Source organism: Serratia sp. CY44782 (assembly GCF_052168715.1).
In the GTDB taxonomy this organism is placed as follows: Bacteria; Pseudomonadota; Gammaproteobacteria; order Enterobacterales; family Enterobacteriaceae; genus Serratia; species Serratia nevei.
On record NZ_JBJNME010000003.1, the window covers coordinates 209,740 to 227,644 of the forward strand.

Annotated in this window: 19 protein-coding genes; 8 read left to right on the top strand and 11 right to left on the bottom strand. The window is 58.8% G+C overall.

Features of this window, described 5'->3' with window-relative positions; genetic code table 11:
- The first annotated feature begins 167 nt into the window (after positions 1 to 167).
- The 3 genes from ACJ8HT_RS06940 to ACJ8HT_RS06950 all read left to right on the top strand — a co-directional run bounded on the left by ACJ8HT_RS06940 (position 168) and on the right by ACJ8HT_RS06950 (position 2,822).
- A complete protein-coding gene (locus tag ACJ8HT_RS06940; protein WP_197652914.1) occupies positions 168 to 1,088 on the top strand; it encodes a GNAT family N-acetyltransferase in 921 nt (306 codons plus the stop codon).
- A gap of 249 nt (positions 1,089 to 1,337) precedes the next feature.
- Complete coding sequence (gene ttcA, locus ACJ8HT_RS06945) at positions 1,338 to 2,276, top strand: tRNA 2-thiocytidine(32) synthetase TtcA (RefSeq protein ID WP_110157925.1); 939 nt, start codon at positions 1,338 to 1,340, stop codon at positions 2,274 to 2,276.
- Positions 2,277 to 2,423: 147 nt separating this feature from the next.
- Positions 2,424 to 2,822 (top strand): VOC family protein, encoded by a 399-nt coding sequence (locus ACJ8HT_RS06950; protein ID WP_123895062.1) that lies wholly within the window; start codon positions 2,424 to 2,426, stop codon positions 2,820 to 2,822.
- A gap of 218 nt (positions 2,823 to 3,040) precedes the next feature.
- On the opposite strand, the gene zntB is transcribed toward ACJ8HT_RS06950, so the two are convergent.
- Positions 3,041 to 4,024: a zinc transporter ZntB gene (zntB, locus tag ACJ8HT_RS06955; protein WP_049198274.1), complete on the bottom strand. Its 984-nt coding sequence runs from the start codon at positions 4,022 to 4,024 to the stop codon at positions 3,041 to 3,043.
- Positions 4,025 to 4,252: 228 nt separating this feature from the next.
- On the opposite strand from zntB, the gene ACJ8HT_RS06960 reads away from it, so the two are divergent.
- Positions 4,253 to 5,275 carry a hypothetical protein gene (locus ACJ8HT_RS06960; RefSeq protein WP_424141730.1) on the top strand — a complete coding sequence of 341 codons (1,023 nt, stop codon included), beginning with the start codon at positions 4,253 to 4,255 and terminating at the stop codon, positions 5,273 to 5,275.
- Between the two features lie 194 nt (positions 5,276 to 5,469).
- The gene (locus ACJ8HT_RS06965) at positions 5,470 to 5,718 is read left to right on the top strand and encodes a hypothetical protein (RefSeq protein WP_033648443.1); all 249 of its coding nucleotides are present in this window, start codon (positions 5,470 to 5,472) and stop codon (positions 5,716 to 5,718) included.
- Positions 5,719 to 5,876: 158 nt separating this feature from the next.
- On the opposite strand, the gene ACJ8HT_RS06970 is transcribed toward ACJ8HT_RS06965, so the two are convergent.
- Together ACJ8HT_RS06970 and ACJ8HT_RS06975 are read right to left on the bottom strand one after the other, a co-directional pair.
- Positions 5,877 to 7,511, bottom strand: coding sequence for a peptide ABC transporter substrate-binding protein (locus ACJ8HT_RS06970; RefSeq protein WP_197652916.1), 1,635 nt, complete (start codon positions 7,509 to 7,511; stop codon positions 5,877 to 5,879).
- A gap of 159 nt (positions 7,512 to 7,670) precedes the next feature.
- Complete coding sequence (locus ACJ8HT_RS06975) at positions 7,671 to 8,021, bottom strand: hypothetical protein (protein ID WP_025302994.1); 351 nt, start codon at positions 8,019 to 8,021, stop codon at positions 7,671 to 7,673.
- A 206-nt stretch (positions 8,022 to 8,227) separates the two neighbouring features.
- On the opposite strand from ACJ8HT_RS06975, the gene mpaA reads away from it, so the two are divergent.
- Entirely contained in the window at positions 8,228 to 8,935 is a 708-nt protein-coding gene (gene mpaA / locus ACJ8HT_RS06980) for a murein tripeptide amidase MpaA (RefSeq protein WP_194572049.1), read from the top strand.
- A gap of 3 nt (positions 8,936 to 8,938) precedes the next feature.
- On the opposite strand, the gene ycjG is transcribed toward mpaA, so the two are convergent.
- Positions 8,939 to 9,913 (bottom strand): L-Ala-D/L-Glu epimerase, encoded by a 975-nt coding sequence (gene ycjG / locus ACJ8HT_RS06985; protein WP_060418587.1) that lies wholly within the window; start codon positions 9,911 to 9,913, stop codon positions 8,939 to 8,941.
- 225 nt (positions 9,914 to 10,138) lie between these two features.
- Between ycjG and tpx the strand changes: the two genes are divergently transcribed.
- A complete protein-coding gene (tpx, locus tag ACJ8HT_RS06990) occupies positions 10,139 to 10,642 on the top strand; it encodes a thiol peroxidase (protein WP_004930536.1) in 504 nt (167 codons plus the stop codon).
- A 57-nt stretch (positions 10,643 to 10,699) separates the two neighbouring features.
- Here tpx and tyrR read toward each other — a convergent pair whose 3' ends face one another.
- From tyrR to pspA, 7 genes are all read right to left on the bottom strand, one after another.
- The gene (gene tyrR / locus ACJ8HT_RS06995) at positions 10,700 to 12,271 is read right to left on the bottom strand and encodes a transcriptional regulator TyrR (RefSeq protein WP_102984598.1); all 1,572 of its coding nucleotides are present in this window, start codon (positions 12,269 to 12,271) and stop codon (positions 10,700 to 10,702) included.
- Positions 12,272 to 12,585: 314 nt separating this feature from the next.
- Entirely contained in the window at positions 12,586 to 13,647 is a 1,062-nt protein-coding gene (locus ACJ8HT_RS07000) for a YcjF family protein (protein ID WP_004930545.1), read from the bottom strand.
- Entirely contained in the window at positions 13,644 to 15,041 is a 1,398-nt protein-coding gene (locus ACJ8HT_RS07005) for a YcjX family protein (protein WP_038880359.1), read from the bottom strand. The genes ACJ8HT_RS07000 and ACJ8HT_RS07005 overlap by 4 nt, the downstream gene beginning before the upstream one ends.
- Entirely contained in the window at positions 15,022 to 15,288 is a 267-nt protein-coding gene (pspD, locus tag ACJ8HT_RS07010; RefSeq protein ID WP_072035771.1) for a phage shock protein PspD, read from the bottom strand. The genes ACJ8HT_RS07005 and pspD overlap by 20 nt, the downstream gene beginning before the upstream one ends.
- A 96-nt stretch (positions 15,289 to 15,384) precedes the next feature.
- A complete protein-coding gene (gene pspC, locus ACJ8HT_RS07015) occupies positions 15,385 to 15,744 on the bottom strand; it encodes an envelope stress response membrane protein PspC (protein WP_004930552.1) in 360 nt (119 codons plus the stop codon).
- Positions 15,744 to 15,971, bottom strand: coding sequence for an envelope stress response membrane protein PspB (pspB, locus tag ACJ8HT_RS07020; RefSeq protein ID WP_004930553.1), 228 nt, complete (start codon positions 15,969 to 15,971; stop codon positions 15,744 to 15,746). The genes pspC and pspB overlap by 1 nt, the downstream gene beginning before the upstream one ends.
- Positions 15,972 to 16,034: 63 nt before the next feature.
- On the bottom strand, positions 16,035 to 16,700 hold the full coding sequence (gene pspA, locus ACJ8HT_RS07025; RefSeq protein ID WP_194572046.1) for a phage shock protein PspA: 666 nt from the start codon (positions 16,698 to 16,700) through the stop codon (positions 16,035 to 16,037).
- 184 nt (positions 16,701 to 16,884) lie between these two features.
- Between pspA and pspF the strand changes: the two genes are divergently transcribed.
- Positions 16,885 to 17,892, top strand: a complete 1,008-nt coding sequence (pspF, locus tag ACJ8HT_RS07030) for a phage shock protein operon transcriptional activator (protein ID WP_064290019.1) — start codon at positions 16,885 to 16,887, stop codon at positions 17,890 to 17,892.
- The last annotated feature ends 13 nt before the right edge of the window (positions 17,893 to 17,905 follow it).

A 17,905-nucleotide genomic window follows, 5' to 3' on the forward strand; every position in this document is an offset into this window, starting at 1 on the left:
AACAAATAATCAACAGTGATGATTATCGTTTTCAAGAATTGACATTCTGAATGCTAATATTTAACCAAAACGGCAATAAGCATAAAAATGCGAGCTGTAACCCTTAATTTTTGTGTTGATGGCGTGTATACTCCCTGCCGCTGAATACTGACGATAAAAAAATAATCATGATACGGAAATTACTTTCTTTCGCCGGGGGTTGGCGTAAAGGCACAGCAGAAGAATATAGAGCATGTTACAACCTTTATGGCGGCAGTTTTGTCACTCATCCTGACGTTTTAAACTTCATGCAGCGTCAGTTACATCTGCGTCATAAGTACTACGTCAAGCACGCCCCCAATGGTGTGCTCCTCGGTGGTTTCTGCACCAATGGTAATAAAGAAATCGCCCTCGTTGGCCGAGGTTCTAAAAAAATCGGCATCGATAGCTTCATGTTTAATAAAGACGAAATGATTTTACCGATCAATCGTCGGATTAAAACGCTTATTCCCTATCGGTCTAAAATTCTTTCTTCCATCAATGGCCGTTCCGTTATTAACTCAACGTTTTCGCTGAACAGTCAAAGAGAGATATGCCTCGCGAAAACCTGCGGCAAGGGCGGCTATTCATCATCGACCAAGAACAGCAGAAACCGCGAATTAAAAAAATTCCTAAATTCCGGAGGCGATGTCGTGGATCAGGCGCTATTAACGCCGATCCAGCTGGCTGATATTTATTTGGAGCTGTTTGAGAAGCGTTGGGGAGTCAAACCCGATAATAAGCAACAAATGGTGGATATGATTACGTCGCTGCGTGACATGATATTCGGCTATGTGTTGTTTTATAACGGCCAGCCCTGTGCATTCCAGTTCATAACCAGAGCGGACAGCCCCAAATGGATTTGCTTTGACTATGTCAACGGGGGATATGATCGCGAACAGGATGGTTTTTGTCCTGGAACCATCGTCACTTGGTTAAACGTTCGGGCCGCCTATGAACTATGCGAGCGGGAAGGTAAAGAAATGCGCTATTCCTTCGGCAAACCAACGGCGCCGTATAAAGACCGCTGGTGCGAGCGCGCGCCGCTGGGACGCACGCTGGCGGTGTAAGCCGCCAGCCGTTTTCAGCTCTGCACGCCCCTTCCCCAAACGTTATTCCGATCCTGCAGTCTCCGTCTGGGCGAATCTGTCGCTAAAACCTGCTGGCATTCCTGCGCGCAATCCGTACCATACAGGCCTCGCGTCGGGCGCGTGGAAGCATGATGATGAATAATGATCAAAATCGGCCGGTTGAATGGTAAACTCGCGGTCTAAAACGCCATGCCCCTAGTGCCCCCTTTAAGAATGAGCACGATTTAAATGTCAGAAAAGCAATCCGTTAGCCAAAAAGAGCAGTACAACCTCAATAAATTGCAAAAACGCCTGCGCCGCAACGTGGGCGAGGCGATCGCCGATTTCAATATGATTGAAGAAGGCGACCGCATCATGGTCTGCCTGTCCGGCGGTAAAGACAGCTACACCATGCTGGAGATACTGCGCAACCTGCAACAGAGCGCGCCGATTAACTTCTCGTTAGTCGCGGTGAACCTCGATCAGAAACAGCCCGGCTTCCCGGAGCATATTCTGCCCGCCTACCTGGAAAGCCTGGGGGTGGAATACAAGATCGTCGAAGAGAACACCTACAGCATCGTTAAAGACAAGATCCCGGAAGGCAAAACCACCTGTTCACTGTGCTCGCGCCTGCGCCGCGGTATTTTGTATCGCACCGCCACCGAACTGGGTGCCACCAAGATCGCGCTGGGCCACCACCGTGACGACATCCTGCAGACGCTGTTCCTCAACATGTTCTACGGCGGCAAGATGAAAGGCATGCCGCCCAAGCTGATGAGCGACGACGGCAAACACGTGGTCATTCGCCCGCTGGCCTATTGCCGCGAGAAAGACATCGAGCGTTTCTCTATCGCCAAAGCCTTCCCGATCATTCCGTGCAACCTGTGCGGTTCGCAGCCTAATCTGCAGCGCCAGGTCATCGGCGACATGCTGCGCGACTGGGACAAGCGTTATCCCGGCCGGCTGGAAACCATGTTCAGCGCCATGCAAAACGTGGTGCCTTCACACCTGAGCGATATCAATCTTTTCGATTTCAAAGGCATTCACCACGGTAGCGCCGTGGTGGACGGCGGCGATTTGGCCTTCGATCGCGAAGACATTCCGATGCAGCCGGTCGGTTGGCAGCCGGAAGACTCAGACGATGCGGCGCCTGCGCCGGAGCGGTTGAACGTGCTGGAAATCAAATAACCTTCCCTCGCCGCTTGCCACCCTGCGAGCGGCGACATTTCCTTCTCTCAGCGATCTCGATCCTGTTCACAGTTTGCGCAAAATTTACTGGGCGATGCCGTTTTTACCCTATACTGTTTATTTATACAGTTACATGGAGATCGCGCAATGAATATCACCCCTTGCTTATCCCACGTCTCGCTAGGCTCCAACGATTTCGAAGCCGCCGCCGCCTTTTACGATCGCGCGCTGGCTGCCTTGGGTTGCCGACGCGTACTGGAGCATCCCGGCGCCATCGGTTACGGCCGCGACTACCCGGAGTTCTGGCTGCAGGTGCCGATCGACGGCCGGCCCGCCACGCCCGGCAACGGCACGCACGTCGGCTTTTTCGCCACCAGCAAGCAACAGGTGGATGAATTCCATCGTCAGGCGCTGCTGGCCGGCGCCGTCGATGAAGGCGCGCCCGGTTCGCGGCCGCACTACGGTGAGGCTTACTACGGCTGCTTTGTTCGGGATTTGGATGGGCACAAGATTGAAGCCAGCTTCTGGGATGAAAGCGCGGCCTGAAGCAGTGTGAAAGCCGAATAAAAAAATGCCGGTGATTAAACCGGCATTGTACGAATCAAATGTGCTATGCAGTAATTCAAAAATAAGAAAGTAAGACAATTATGGAGCGCAACGCCCATCGCTTGACGTTGCATTCACCTGCGAGAGAGATCATGCCCCATTTCCCCCGGCTAAATGTTGATATTGCTCAATGTTAACCGGGTTTTCGTCATTTTTGCCTACAGCCAGCGGCTGCGCTTCAGCCACCAGGCGACGCCGCCCACCAGGGCCAGCAGCATCAGGCAGAAAGTGCCGAAGCCGAACGGCGCGCTATTGCCCGGAATGCCGCCGAGGTTGACGCCAAACAGCCCGGTCAGGAAGGTGGTAGGTAAAAAGACCATCGCTAACAATGACATGGTGTAGGTGCGGCGGTTCATCGCGTCGGCCATCACCGTGGTGATTTCGTCGGACAAGATGGCGGTGCGCGCAATGCTGCCGTCCAGATCGTCCAATCCCCGCCCCAGACGATCGGCGATGTCCTGCATGCGGCGGCGATCGTCGTCGCTCATCCACGGCAGGCGATCGCTGGCCAGTCGAGCGAAGACGTCGCGCTGCGGCGCCATGTAACGGCGCAGCACGATCAGCTGTTTACGGATCAATGCCAGCTGGCCGCGCTCCGGCACCTGCTGCTCCAGCAAGGCGTCCTCCAGATCGATAATCTTGTCGTGCAGATCCTCGATAAATTCGCTGGTGTGATCGGTCAACGCATCGGAAATCTCCACCAGCCAGCTGCCGCTGTTGGTCGGTCCGGCGCCGCTCTGCAGATCGTTCACCACCTGATCGATGGAATACACCTTACGGTGCCGGGTGGAGATAATCAGTTTGTCGGTGATGTACACCCGGATGGTGACCAGCTGATCCGGCCGGGAGTTGGCGTTGAAGTTAATGCTGCGCAGGGTAATCATGGTGCCTTCACCCTGGCGGCTGACGCGCGGCCGCGAGCTTTCGCCGGAGAGCGCCTCGCGCACCGAATCCGGCAGCAGCGGCGTAGTGCTCAACCATTCGGCGCTGGCCGGGTGCGCATAATCGAGATGCAGCCAGCACGGCACGTCGCAGGTGATCTTGTCATCCTGCTCGATCGGCGTTACGCCCCCCTTGCCGTCCAGCTGATAAGCGTAAACCGCATCGGCGACCTGCAGCTCGCTCCCCTCAATCACATCCATTCATTTATCCCCTCAGTCTTGCTTATGTTGCTGAGTCTAGCGTTAACGCCTTGGAGAGCAAAGGCCAAGCTGTAACGCCAGTTTTCACGCCGGGCTAAAAGCGTGCTCTATACTTCAGGCGAAGCCACATTTGCGAACGGGTGAGGAACGACGATGGCGGGAAGTAGTGAATCAGGCGCAAGACATTTTGCATTGAACCTGGCTGTGCTGCGGCGCCTGTTCTGTACCATGGCGGCGCTGTTGCTGTTCGCCAGCCAACCGCTGCGCGCGGAGTCGGCGCTGGAACGCATATCTACCCCTTTACGGGTCACGACGGCCGGCGGCAATTTTTCTTACTATGTCGCCCAGAAGCACAGCGCCCAGCCACGTAACGCACTGGTGGTGATGCACGGTCATCCACGCGACGCCGTTAAAACGCTGCAAGCGGCGATCGACGCCGCGCAGGCGGCAGGAGCGGGAGGCGATACCTTACTGGCCGCCCCGCTGTTCCAGGTGCCGGAAAAACTCGCCGTCCACTGCCATTCCGCCGGTCTGCCCCAGCCGCAAGACGGCGACGCCCTGTGGCGCTGCGGCTCCTGGATCGAGGGTGGTTTGGATAATGCCGGGAAAACCGGCTCATTCAACGCCATGGATAACCTGCTGGCCGATATGAAACGGCGCTGGCCGTCGCTACAGTCGATAACCGTGGCCGGTTTCTCTGCCGGCGCGCAGTTCGTGCAACATTATGTCGGCTTTGCCCATCCGCCAGGCGGGGTGCGGCTGCGCTATGTGGTGGCCGACCCCGGCAGCTGGCTCTATTTTGATAATCTGCGCCCCCAACCAATAAACGGGGGGAGCTGCGGCAGTGAAACAGCCTGCCGTTTCCGTTGGCAAACGCTGAACGCCGGCCAGTGCCCACAGGCCAACCGGTGGAAATACGGCCTGGAATCGCTGCCCGCTCACCTGCAGCGCACTGCCGATGCGGCCCGCGGGCGCTATGCCGCTGCGGATATCTCCTACCTGGCCGCCGCCGGTGATACCGGCACCGCGCCGGGCGCCTACTATCGGATACTCGACAAATCCTGCTCTGCCCAGCTGCAGGGCCCCTATCGATTGCAACGTGCCCTAGCCTATGCCGATTATGACCGGCGTTACCTAGCGCCGGATAAGCCTCATCGGTTAACGATCGTTCCCGGCTGCGGGCACAACGTCACCTGCGTCTTTCCCGCCCCGGCGGCCAAGCAGGCGCTTTTCCCCATTAATGCAGACTAATAATAACGGTAATGAAATAAACCATTGCCGATAAATCAGGCGATATTACCGATAAAGCGCTGGCAATGCCGTTATTATTATGACTTAACATATTATTATCATTTTTAATTCAAAATGATAATAATAAATCAACACAAAGCTGTTTCAGCGCAAATTTTAGGGGCATATACTTTTCTCACTACGAGGAGGTAGTTATGTTACGCGACCATTTAAAAATAAACGCCAGCGATACGCTGGAAAAAATCAGTAATATCCATTTGCAAAACCAGGGCCAGGAAGAGATCAGTGAGTTTGTGGTGAAAAACGCCGCCGGCCTGCAGATTGGCAAGGTCTCCGTCCACGATCGTTTCAGCACCCGACGCTCGTACCCCACCAGCTACCGCATCACCCAGACCGACATGAACGGCCGCGTGGTGGTGGATGCCATGCGGGACTGTCTATAAGCGTAACCTCTCTTTGAAATAGCGAAATAATCATGTGATGATGGCACCCTGTTTATTATTAAACGGGGTTTATCTCGTGGGAAAATTAATTATCTTCTTCGTTGCATCGTCGATAAAATAAAGCCCCCGCATTAACCGGGGGCGATAAATAAATCGACTCAGTGTTTGATGATATACATCGTCTGGCTGTAGGCCACGTCTTCCGGGTTGGTGATCGGGTAGCCTTTTACCCACGGTTTGATCAGGCGGCCGTTGGTGTACTGGTAAATCGGCGCGATCGGCGCCTGGTCGGCAATGATCTGCTCCATCTTGTTGTAATCGGCGGTCACCGCCGCAGGATTGGTTTCCCGCCCCGCCTGCGCCAGCAGCTTATCGTAGTCCGCGTTCTTGAACTTGGCGATGTTGCCGCTGTGGGTCGAGGTCAGCAGTGACAGGAAGGTCGACGCTTCGTTATAGTCACCCACCCAGGAGGCGCGGATCACGTCGAAATTGCCGGTGTTGCGGCTGTCGATATAGGTTTTCCACTCCTGGTTTTGCAACTTGACGTCAATGCCGAGCTTCTTCTTCCACATAGAGGCCACGGCGATGGCGATCTTCTGGTGGCTTTCCGAGGTGTTATACAGCAACGTCAGCTTCAGCGGGTTGTTCGGGCCGTAACCGGCCGCCTGCAGCAACGCCTTGGCCTGCGCATCCAGCTCCGCCTGCGGTTGCTGTTGCAGCAAACTCGCCTCCGGTTTGAACCCGGCGGTCACGTCCGGCGTGAAGTGATAGGCTGGTTTTTCTCCGGTGCCCAACACTTTTTCCGCGATAATCTTGCGATCGATGGCGTAAGACAAGGCCTGGCGCACCCGCACGTCGTTGGTCGGCGCGCGCTGGGTGTTGAACGCGTAGTAATAGGTGCCGAGCTGATCCGGCGTGTACACCTGGCCCGGAATGTCTTTCAGCAGCTTCTGATACATGTTTTTCGGGAAGGATTCGGTGATGTCGATGTCACCCGCCAGGTAACGCTTGGTGGCGTTGGATTCCTGGTTGATCGGCACGAAGGTCACTTTGGTCAGCACGGTATGCGCATGATCCCAGTAATGATCGTTAGGCGTCAGCACCAGCTTCTCGTTCACCACCCGCTCCTGCAGTTTGAACGCGCCGTTGCCCACCAGATTGCCGACCTTGGTCCAGTCGTTGCCGTATTTTTCCACCACCGCCTTATTCACCGGGAACAGACTGAAGTTGGCCGTCAAGCTGACGAAATAAGGCACCGGCTTGTCCAGTTGCACTTTGAGCGTGTAGTCGTCCGGCGCCGACACGCCTAAACGATCGGCCGGCAATTTGCCGCTGATGATCTGCTCGGCGTTCTGGATCCCCGCCAGCTGCGCGAACCAGGCGAACGGCGACAGGTTTTTCGGCTCTACCAGCCGCTGCCAGCTGTAGACGAAATCCTTCGCCGTGACAGGGTCACCGTTTGACCACCGCGCGTCTTTACGCAGATGGAAAATGTAAGTCTGGTTGTCGCTGGTCTGCCAGCGCGTGGCGACGCCGGGGATCACTTTCCCGTTGGCGTCCTGATTGACCAACCCTTCGAACAGATCGCGCGCCAGCTGGGCCTCCGGCAGGCCAACCGCTTTGATCGGATCGAGCGAGGCCGGTTCGTCTTTAATGTGGCGCACGATTTCCTGTTTGGCCGCCAGCGCGGTGCCCGGGGGAACCTGCGCCGCCATGGCGCCGCTCATACAGGCGCCGATCGCCGCCGCGCAAAGCGCCAAACGAAAACCTCGTTGCATTTTTCTTCCCGTCATTATGATGTTCCCCCGTTAACCATCTGAATTTTTTATCATATAGCACAAGATCCGTCCGGCCTAGCGCTCACGGCCGAGAAGTTGCAAAAAGTGCGATTCAGGCGATAAAAAAACCCGTGCGGCGCAGGGCGGCACGGGCGGTGTTTGCAGCAGCGACCGTCAGTCGTACAGGTGGATGCTGTTGATGCGGTAGCTGAACTCTTCACCCTCTTCTTCATCGAACACGGTGAAAAAGCCTTTCTCGGCCAGCGGACGGGCCGAAATATCGGTTTTTTGCAGCTGGCGCGCGTCGGCGTCGTCGTAGCCGTAATCAAGGTAGAAGACATCTTTCTGGTAATCGATATGCAGGGTGAACGGATAATTCGATTCGTCCCCGCGCCCGTCGTCGTTTTTCACCACGCCGAACCACTCCCCCTGGCGGATCTGGTTTTCAGCGTCCACGCCGCACAGCAGCGTGATGGTGTCATTTTCATTTTCGCTATAGCTGGCGATGATTCTGGCTACTGGCATGTTAAATCCTCTTGCGGGTGATTGGCTTAGCACTGCCGTTAGTATAACAACAGCGTCAGGCCAGGTGCGGTTTAATTGGCGTTTTCGCCGCCGCAGCCTCACAGATCGCGCAAACGCCGCACAATTGCGATGGGAAAGATGTCTCAAAGCGTAATACACTGAATAAAATGATAATGACTCTCGACCTTTAACCCAGGGACAACACCATGACCGAACATCGACCGCGCAGTGAACGTGGCCAGTTGGCCATCGCAGGAGAGAACTATGGCAGCTCGCTGCTGGGCGCACCGCTGCTCTATTTTCCGGCGGCGGTCAGCGGCCCGGAGACCGGGCTGATCATCGCCGGCACCCACGGCGATGAGAGCGCCGCCATCGTGACTCTCTCCTGCGCGCTGCGCAGCATCGCCCCCGAGCGGCTGCGCCACCACGTGGTGTTGGCGGTTAACCCCGACGGCTGCCAGCTGGGGCTGCGCGCCAATGCCAACGGTGTCGATCTTAACCGCAACTTCCCGGCCGCCAACTGGCGCTCCGGCGACACCGTCTACCGTTGGAACAGCGCGGCTCCAGTGCGTGACGTCAAGCTCTCCACCGGCGGGCGCCCCGGTTCCGAACCGGAAACTCAGGCGCTATGTCACCTTATCCATCGCCTGAAGCCGCACTGGGTGGTGTCGTTCCATGAGCCGCTGGCCTGCATCGAAGATCCCGCCAGCTCGCGGCTCGGCGTTTGGCTGGCGCACAAGTTCGAGCTGCCGCTGGTGACCAGCGTCGGTTATGAAACGCCCGGTTCGTTCGGCAGCTGGTGCGCGGATCTGTCGCTGCCGTGCATCACCGCCGAATTCCCGCCGATCTCCGCCGATGCCGCCAGCGAGCGCTACATCGACGCGATGACCGAGCTGCTGACCTACCCGAATTAATCCCTACGGGGCGATATCGACGATCGCCCCGCATTCGAACGCCAGGCCCGGTTCGACGTCCCGCGCCAGCCAGGTCGGGCCGTCCAGATCGACGAAGCGCGCCGCCGGCGCCAGCGGCAAGGCGGCGGATATCGCCCGCGACGTACACAACATGCAGCCGAGCATGATGGCGAACCCCTGTTCGCGCGCGGCCTGCGCCAGCGCCAACGCCTCGGTCAAGCCACCGGTCTTGTCCAGTTTGATGTTGACCATCTGATAGCGCTGCGCCAACCGAGGTAGATCGGCGCGGGTGTGGCAGCTTTCATCGGCGCAGATCGGCAGCGGATGAATAAAGTGCTCCAGCGCGGCGTCGTCACCGGCCGGCAGCGGCTGCTCCAGCATCGCCACGCCGAGATCGGCCAGCAGCTGGCAGCGCGCCGCCAGCCCTTCCGCCTGCCAGGATTCATTGGCGTCGACGATCAGCGTCGCCTGGGGTACCGCGGCGCGGATCGCGACCAATCGTTCGCTGATATAGTGATCGTCGAGTTTGATCTTCAGCAGCGTAGCGCCCTGCTGCTCCAGTTCACGCGCGGCGAAGGCCATCGCTTCCGGCGTGCCGATGCTGACGGTCTGCGCCATACGGATATGCGCCGGGGCCGTCACGCCGCTGAGATGCCACAGGCTCTGCCCGTGCAGGCGACACTCCAGATCCCACAGCGCCGAATCCAGCGCGTTGCGCGCGGCGCCCGCCGGCATCTGCACCCGCAGCTGTTCGCGGGTCATGCCTTGTGCGATCGCCGGTGCCATCTCCGCCAGCTGCGCCATCACCGACTCCTCGCTCTCGCCATAGCGCGGGTACGGCGTGCACTCACCGATGCCGCGCACGTCCTGCTGTTCGATTTCGACCACCACCACCCGGGCTTCGGTGCGGCTGCCGCGCGCAATCACGAAGGCGGTATGCAGCGGCCAGGCTTCCGGGTAAAAACGCATGTCTCTCATAACGGCTCCTGAGCGAAAACTGCGCATTCAGCCAGGCTGATGCGCCGGTGATGTTTTATAGAACAGCCTAATATATACAACTATTTAGCAAACTTTGATATCCAATCCGCCCCGGTTGTCATAAACTGGTGCCAGGGTGTGAACCTGATGTTAAATGCCGTTGCCGGTGCGCCGTTTCATCAGGTTCATGCCCTTTGTATAAACACCTGTAAAAGGAATCTAGCAATGACTCAGACAGTACATTTTCAAGGCAATCCGGTCAGCGTAGCGGGCAAACTGCCACAGCAGGGCGAACAGGCCAAGGCCTTCTCACTGGTTGCCAAAGACCTGTCAGACGTAGCGCTGAGCAGCTTCGCGGGTAAACGCAAAGTCCTGAACATCTTCCCAAGCATCGATACCGGCGTCTGCGCGACTTCGGTGCGTAAATTCAACCAGCTGGCCAGCGGCCTGGATAACACCGTGGTGCTGTGCATCTCCGCCGATCTGCCGTTCGCGCAGTCTCGCTTCTGCGGCGCGGAAGGCCTGAGCAATGTGGTCACCCTGTCCACCCTGCGCGGCGCCGAGTTCAAGCAGGCGTACGGCGTCGAAATCGCCGAAGGCCCGTTGGCAGGCCTGACCGCGCGTGCGGTCGTGGTGCTGGATGGCCAGGACAACGTCCTGTACAGCGAGCTGGTGAACGAAATCACCACCGAGCCGGACTACGACGCAGCGCTGGCTGCGCTGAAATAACAAAGCCGGCGAACGCCGGCTTTGGAAACCCGTTAAAGGCGCCGCAAGGCGCCTTTCTTATTCCTCGCCCTCGGCGCCGCCTTTACGGCTGCTCAGGCCATACTCGCGCAGCTTGTTGGCGATGGCGGTATGGGAAACGCCCAGGCGCTTCGCCAGCTTGCGGGTGCTGGGATAGGTGCGATACAGGCGCGTCAGCACCGAGCGCTCGAAACGCTTGCTGATGTCGTCCAGCGAGCCGTCTAGCACCTCGTCGCCCAGCGACATCTCCACCTCGAACTCCGGCAACACGATATCCTGCGGCCGCAGCTCGTAGCCTTCGGTTTGCGTCAGCGCGCGGTAGATGGCGTTTTTCAGCTGGCGCACGTTGCCCGGCCAGCCGTACTTGCTGAGGAAGCCGCCCAGATCGCTCGCCAGCTTGGGCCGCGCCACACCCTGCTCATCGGCGAAGCGCGCCACGAACAGCTCGGTCAGCGGCATGATGTCCTGCGGACGCTCGCGCAGCGGCGGGATGGTGATGGTCAGCACGTTGAGGCGGTAATAGAGGTCTTCGCGGAATTCGCCGCGCTGCACCAGCTCGGTGAGGTTTTTCTGGGTGGCGCAGATCACGCGCACGTCGACGTGCACCTCATGCTCTTCGCCAACGCGACGGAAGGTGCCGTCGTTGAGGAAACGCAGCAGTTTGGTCTGCATGCGCGGCGACATTTCGCCGATCTCATCCAGTAGCACCGAACCGCCATTGGCCTGCTCGAAGAAGCCTTTCTTGCCTTCCAGCGCGTTGGGATAAGCGCCCGGCGCATGGCCGAACAGCTCGCTCTCCACCACGTCATCCGGCAGTGCAGCGCAGTTCAGCGCCAGGAATGGCTGTTTGCCGCGCGGGCTGCGCAAATGGCAGGCGCGGGCCAAAATATCCTTGCCGGTACCGGTATCGCCGACGATCAGCAGCGGCGCATCGAGCATCGCCAACTTGCGCGCCTGCTCCAGCACGTGACGCATCTTGGCGCTTACCGCGACGATGTGGTCGAATTCGGTATCGTCGTTCACCGACAGATTTTGCAGCTGGCGGCCCATGCGCGCGGTGGACTTCAGCATCACCACCGCGCCGACCGCGGCTTGCTGCTGCTGTTCGTCTTCCAGATAGATGGGCGTGATGTCCATCAGGAAGTCCTGGCTGCGAATCACCACCCGCTCGGAGTGCGGCGCCGTATGCTCGCTCTCCAGCCAGCGGCTGAAGTTATAGCCGCCGATCAGCGCTCCGGCGGTCTGGTTGCGGATCTTGTCTTCGTTCAGGCTGAACAGCGCCTGTGCCGCCGGGTTGGCCAGCTCGACCTTGCCCTTCATATCGATAGAGAACACCGGTTCCGGCATCGATTCCAGCAGCGCACGCAGCGCGCGATGCTCGCGTTCGGAAGGCATAAAGCTGACGGTGCGCACGTCGGTTACGCCGGCGATGCGGCGGATCTCCGCCATCAGCGCGCGGAAAGTATCGAAATCCAGCTGGGAGAAATTAAGGTAAATGCGGCCGATGGGATCGATCTCGATGCCACGTAAGTCAATGCTGCGCGATACCAAAAGATCGAGTAATTCTCGAGTGAGACCGAGGCGGTCTTCGCAAAATACTTCCAAACGCATCAGTGTTGGCCTTATCTCTGCAGGTGCGGGGATCGTTGACGATGATGATACTCCCTCGCACCGGGCGGTAGAAGCGATCTGTCAGCAAAAGTTGACAGAACTCTGATTTATTGCCGTGGTTGCTGATTTTAAACGCAAGCGGATAACAGCATCGGCGTCATTTTAGCCTACAAACAGATAGTTATCACAACCAGAATTAATTTTGCAGAGATTTATCATGCACTCACAGGGGGATCGACTATCGTCAAGTCTCGATTACGTCCGGCGTCAGCGCCGTTGAGAAAACGGCGCTCCTGAGAGCGCCGTCGTGGGGGTTATTTGGCCTTGCCGTCGCTCTTTTTCAGCGTGTCTTTCAACTGGCCGATCAGCTGGCTGCGGAAATCGCCAAGCTTCGGCTTTTCCCCTTCCAGCCACGGCAGCGGGCGGCACAGCTCCATCGCCTTGATGCCCAGCCGCGCGGTCAACAAGCCGGCGCCGATGCCCTGCGCCGCGCGCGCCGACAGCCGCGCCGCCAGATCCTGCGACATCCAGTCCATGCCCACTTCGCGCACCAGCTCGGAAGCACCGGCGAAGGCGATGTTCAACAGCACCAGCCGGAACAGACGAATGCGGCTGAAGTAGCCCAGCTCGATGCCGTAAAGCGCGGCGATGCGGTTGATCAAACGGATGTTGCGCCAGGCGATAAACGCCATATCCACCAGCGCCAACGGGCTGACGGCGATCATCAGCGTCGACTCGGCGGCGGAGCGACTGATTTCGCGCCGCGCCTGGTTATCGAGCACCGGCTGCACCAGTTTGGCGTACAGCTCCACCACTTCACGATCGTTTTGCGTTTCATGCAGCGACGCCTGCCAGCGCTGTAGCGCCGGATGCCCCTGATCCAGCCCGGCCTGACGCGCCAGCTTCTCGCAGAATTCGCGCCCTTGCCCCAGCCCGTGGCTATGCAACAGCTCGCGCGCCACGTCGCGCTCTTCCGCGCGCTGGCGCAGCCGATACAAACGCCGCCACTCGGTGACCACCGAACCGACGCCGGCGAACACGATCAGGCCGCCGGCCACGCCGCCGCCCATGGCGATCCAGTCCTGCTGCACCCAGGCGGTATGCACCCACTGCACACCCTGCGCCACCACGCTGACGCCGAACAGCGCCAGGCCGGCGGTGACCATTTTGCGCCACAGGCTGCGTTTAGGTTTCAGCGCGGCGTTGATGATGCCTTCGGCGCGCCCTTCTTCCTCTTCCTGCTGCAGCTCCGGCGCCGCCGGAAAGAAGCTTTCTGCCTGTTCGGCATCGAAAGCGACGCCGGCGCGCAACGCCGGCTCCTGCGGCGGCTGCAGCGGCTCGTCAAAATCGATACGCGGTTTGATCGGCTCGCTCATCGCAATTTGTCTCCCAATAAAAACTCCATCACCGCATCCAGACGGATGTGCGGCAACGGGCTGTCCACGCTCATGGCGCGCGGACGAAACTCATCGAAGTGGAACCCCTGGCTCTGCCAGAACGCCGGCCCCGGCAGGCGGGCGGGCACTTCGCCGGGGAACACCGTCAGCGGCGCGCCGTCGCTCAGGCGGTTGCCCTTCAGCGCCGGAATGCGTTGCCCCTGATGATCGACGATACCGCTCTCGGTCGCCTGCACCGAGGCCAGGCCGACGCAATCCATGCTGATGCCTTCGAACGCCGCGTTCTGCCACGCCTCCTGCACCAGCTGTTGCAGCAGCGACACCAGATTGGCGTGCTGATCGGCGGTGATATGATCCGCCTTGGTGGCGGCGAACATCAGTTTGTCGATGGTCGGCGAGAACAAGCGGCGAAACAGCGTGCGCTTGCCGTAATGGAAGCTCTGCATCAGCTGGGTCAGCGCCAGACGCATGTCGTTGAACGCCTGCGGGCCGCTGTTGAGCGGCTGCAGGCAGTCGACCAGCACGATTTGCCGATCGAAACGGACAAAATGCTCTTTGTAGAAGTTTTTGACGATCGACTGGCAGTAGTAGTTGAAGCGAGCGCGCAACATGCCGATGTTGGTGTGTTTGTCGGCCTGCGCCAGCTTCGATTCGCCGATCGCGGCCACGTCGGGCCAGGGGAAAAATTGCAGCGCCGGCGCGCCGGCCATGTCGCCCGGCAGCACGAAACGCCCCGGCTGAATGAAGTGCAGCCCTTCGCTTTTGCAGCGCAGCAGATAATCGGTGTAGGCCTGGGCGATCGCCGCCAGGCGGTTTTCATCGGCCGGGGCCAGCGGATCGCAGGCCTTGCACAGCTCAAGCCAGGGCTTGGCCCATTCGGCGCGTTCACCCTGCAGCAGCCCGGTCATCTGGCGCGACCAGGCCAGGTAATCCTGCTCGAGCATCGGCAGATCTAGCAGCCATTCGCCGGGATAATCGACGATCTCCAGGTACAGCGTGGAGGTGTCTTTAAAGTGGCGCAGCAGCGAGTCGTTGGAGCGGTAACGCAGCGCCAGACGAATTTCGCTGACGCCGCGCGTCGGCGTCGGCCAGGCCGGCGGCGTGCCGTACAGCTGCGCCAGCCCTTCGTCATAGGTGAAACGCTGGATGCCGAGATCGCGCTGCGGGATGCGTTTGACGCCTAGCAGGCGCTCTTCGCGCACCGGTGAAAACAGCGGCATGCGCGCGCCGCTGTGCACATGCAGCAGTTGGTTGACGAAGGCGGTGATAAAGGCGGTTTTGCCGCTGCGGCTCAGGCCGGTCACCGCCAGGCGCAGATGGCGATCCATTCCGCGGTTGACCAGCGAGGTTAACTCATTTTGCAGTCGTTTCATTGCTCTCCTTGACGTAACGCCCGAATGCCTTGTTCAGGCCTTTACGGAACAGCGGTTCCAGCACCAGCGCCAGCACGAAGCGCACCGGTTTGCGGCCGACGGTTTTCAACAGCCAGCCGGCGGCGCCCGCCGGGCCATAGTTCAATAACGCTATGATGATGACTTTAGCCAATGTCTTCAACATTGCCGCCGCTCCTCGTTTAAATCCACCCGTTTTGGCGGTGTTCGCGACATCGATTTTATTCATGACAATGCCCTCCGGCACAAGACGATTAAGGTTACATTTATGGGATAACGGCGGCGAAGATACCCGGCCTGTGCAGGCCGGGTATCGCAAGAAGGGTTACAGCTTGCGGAAACGGCTCTGTACGCCGAAGGTATCGGACGTCACGTAGCGTTCGACCTGACGCAGCTGCTGCTCGCCGCTGCCCAGCTCATACTCCAGCTGATCGAGCAGCTGGCGCGGCGTCTTCTGATGCTCGCCTTCGAAACGGCTGGCCGGCGCTTCGTCCAACACGAACACCAGCGCGATATAGGCCACCAGCGTGAAGAAGAACAGCCCGAAGAACAGCGACAGCACCACCATCACGCGGATCAGGCGTACCGGCACGTCGAAATAGTGGGCCAAACCGGCGCAGACGCCTTTCACCATGCCTTCTTCGGGAACGCGATAAAGCTTTTTACTGCCCAGCGTCGTGCTCATCAGGACTGTCTCCAGTTCGGGTGTTCCGCATCGAGGATTTCTTCCAGCGCCTGAATGCGTTCACGCATGCGTTTGGCGTCTTCCGCCAGCTGCGCCAGGCGCTGCATTTCTTGCTGACTCAGCTGGATGCCGGTCTGTTGCCGATTGCTGTAATGCAGCCAAAGCCAAATCGGCGCGACAAACAGCACGAAAATTGTCAGCGGAATGGCAAGTAATAAAGCACTCATTGTTATTCCTTCTTATCGGGTCCTGGATCGGCGGCCACCTCCGGCGTGTGGCCGCGGTTCGCCTTACTCTGAGCGGTTCATCTTGGCTTTCAGTGCCGCCAGTTGCTCACTGATGGCGTCGTCGGCCTTCAGTTCGGCAAACTCTTGGTCCAGCGACTTCTTTTTACCGATGCTGATGCTTTCCGCTTCGGCTTCCATGTGGTCGATGCGGCGCTCGAACTGCTCGAAACGCGCCATCGCCTCATCCAGCTTGCCGCTGTCGAGCTGGCGGCGCACTTCGCGCGAGGAAGACGCGGCCTGATGGCGCAGCGCCAGCGCCTGCTGCCGCGCGCGGGTTTCGGTCAGCTTGTTTTCCAGCTCGCCGATTTCGCTCTTCATGCGCGCCAGCGTTTCTTCTACTGTAGCCACTTCCTGCGTCAGCGTGGCGATCAGATCGGCCACCTTTTGTTTTTCGATCAGCGCCGCACGGGCCAGATCTTCTTTATCTTTGCGCAGCGCCAGTTCGGCTTTTTCCTGCCAGTCGCTTATCTGGTTTTCACCCTGCTCGATGCGACGCAGCAGCTGCTTTTTCTCCGCCAGCGCGCGCGCCGACGTAGAGCGGACTTCAACCAGCGTGTCTTCCATCTCTTGGATCATCAACCGCACCAGCTTCTGCGGATCTTCCGCCTTGTCCAGCAGGGTGTTGATGTTGGCGTTCACGATGTCGGCAAAACGAGAAAAAATACCCATAATTCACTTCCTCTTGGTTCTGATGGCGTCTGAAGCGCCGCGTTAAGTCGTACAGCTTGCCCAAAGATATAATCAAAACCCGTGCCAACTTTTATATTACTGAAAATTAACGAATACTATTTTTTGACTCTCTGCACGCTTGCTGTAGAGTGATTATTTTCACCAAACATTGGCGAATTTCATCATGAACGAACAGCCAGAGAATTTGTTGGGCGAGGCAAACGCCTTTGTCGAAGTCTTGGAGCAAGTCTCCCAGGTCGCCAAGCTGAACAAGCCGGTGCTGGTGATCGGTGAGCGCGGCACCGGCAAGGAGCTGATCGCCCACCGTCTGCACTACCTTTCCAACCGCTGGCAAGGGCCGTTCATCTCGCTTAACTGCGCGGCGCTGAATGAAAACCTGCTGGATTCCGAGCTGTTCGGCCACGAGGCCGGCGCGTTTACCGGCGCGCAAAAGCGCCATCTGGGGCGCTTCGAGCGCGCCGACGGCGGCACGCTGTTTCTCGATGAGCTGGCGACCGCGCCGATGCTGGTGCAGGAGAAATTGCTGCGGGTGATCGAATACGGCCAGCTGGAGCGCGTGGGCGGCAGCCAGCCGCTGCGGGTGGATGTGCGTCTGGTGTGCGCCACCAATGACGATCTGCCGGCGCTGGCGGCGGCGGGCAAATTCCGCGCCGATCTGCTGGATCGGCTGGCGTTCGACGTGGTGCAGCTGCCGCCGCTGCGCCAACGGCGGCCCGATATCATGCTGCTGGCCGAGCATTTCGCCATTCAAATGTGCCGCGAGCTGGCGCTGCCGCTGTTTCCCGGCTTTACCGAACATGCCAGGCGAACGTTGCTCGAGTATGGCTGGCCGGGCAACGTGCGCGAACTGAAAAACGTGGTGGAGCGCTCGGTTTATCGCCACGGTGACAGCGACAGCCCGCTGGACGACATCGTCATTAACCCGTTTGCGCCACGCGAGGCCACGCCGGTCGCGTCCGTTCCTGAAGACGCCGGCGCGTTACCGCCGCTGCCGCTGGATTTGAAACACTGGCAGCTGGAGCAGGAAAAGACATTGATCGAAGCGGCGCTGCAGCAGGGGCGCTTTAATCAGCGCAAGGCGGCGCAGCTGCTGGGGCTCACCTATCACCAGCTGCGCGGCATGCTGAAAAAGCATGCGCTGCTGCAAAATGGCGAAGCGGACGAGGAATAACAGGCAAAAAAAA

Excerpts from the sequence above, each read along its gene's own strand:
- zntB (WP_049198274.1), bottom strand. The coding sequence starts at position 4,024 with ATGGATGTGATTGAGGGGAGCGAGCTGCAGGTCGCCGATGCGGTTTAC.
- tyrR (WP_102984598.1), bottom strand. The coding sequence starts at position 12,271 with ATGCGTTTGGAAGTATTTTGCGAAGACCGCCTCGGTCTCACTCGAGAA.
- ACJ8HT_RS06975 (WP_025302994.1), bottom strand. The coding sequence starts at position 8,021 with ATGCCAGTAGCCAGAATCATCGCCAGCTATAGCGAAAATGAAAATGAC.
- ACJ8HT_RS06960 (WP_424141730.1), top strand. The coding sequence starts at position 4,253 with ATGGCGGCGCTGTTGCTGTTCGCCAGCCAACCGCTGCGCGCGGAGTCG.
- pspF (WP_064290019.1), top strand. The coding sequence starts at position 16,885 with ATGAACGAACAGCCAGAGAATTTGTTGGGCGAGGCAAACGCCTTTGTC.
- mpaA (WP_194572049.1), top strand. The coding sequence starts at position 8,228 with ATGACCGAACATCGACCGCGCAGTGAACGTGGCCAGTTGGCCATCGCA.
- ttcA (WP_110157925.1), top strand. The coding sequence starts at position 1,338 with ATGTCAGAAAAGCAATCCGTTAGCCAAAAAGAGCAGTACAACCTCAAT.
- ycjG (WP_060418587.1), bottom strand. The coding sequence starts at position 9,913 with ATGAGAGACATGCGTTTTTACCCGGAAGCCTGGCCGCTGCATACCGCC.
- tpx (WP_004930536.1), top strand. The coding sequence starts at position 10,139 with ATGACTCAGACAGTACATTTTCAAGGCAATCCGGTCAGCGTAGCGGGC.
- pspC (WP_004930552.1), bottom strand. The coding sequence starts at position 15,744 with ATGAGCACGACGCTGGGCAGTAAAAAGCTTTATCGCGTTCCCGAAGAA.
- ACJ8HT_RS06965 (WP_033648443.1), top strand. The coding sequence starts at position 5,470 with ATGTTACGCGACCATTTAAAAATAAACGCCAGCGATACGCTGGAAAAA.
- pspB (WP_004930553.1), bottom strand. The coding sequence starts at position 15,971 with ATGAGTGCTTTATTACTTGCCATTCCGCTGACAATTTTCGTGCTGTTT.
- ACJ8HT_RS06970 (WP_197652916.1), bottom strand. The coding sequence starts at position 7,511 with ATGACGGGAAGAAAAATGCAACGAGGTTTTCGTTTGGCGCTTTGCGCG.
- ACJ8HT_RS06950 (WP_123895062.1), top strand. The coding sequence starts at position 2,424 with ATGAATATCACCCCTTGCTTATCCCACGTCTCGCTAGGCTCCAACGAT.
- ACJ8HT_RS06940 (WP_197652914.1), top strand. The coding sequence starts at position 168 with ATGATACGGAAATTACTTTCTTTCGCCGGGGGTTGGCGTAAAGGCACA.
- pspD (WP_072035771.1), bottom strand. The coding sequence starts at position 15,288 with ATGAATAAAATCGATGTCGCGAACACCGCCAAAACGGGTGGATTTAAA.
- ACJ8HT_RS07000 (WP_004930545.1), bottom strand. The coding sequence starts at position 13,647 with ATGAGCGAGCCGATCAAACCGCGTATCGATTTTGACGAGCCGCTGCAG.
- ACJ8HT_RS07005 (WP_038880359.1), bottom strand. The coding sequence starts at position 15,041 with ATGAAACGACTGCAAAATGAGTTAACCTCGCTGGTCAACCGCGGAATG.
- pspA (WP_194572046.1), bottom strand. The coding sequence starts at position 16,700 with ATGGGTATTTTTTCTCGTTTTGCCGACATCGTGAACGCCAACATCAAC.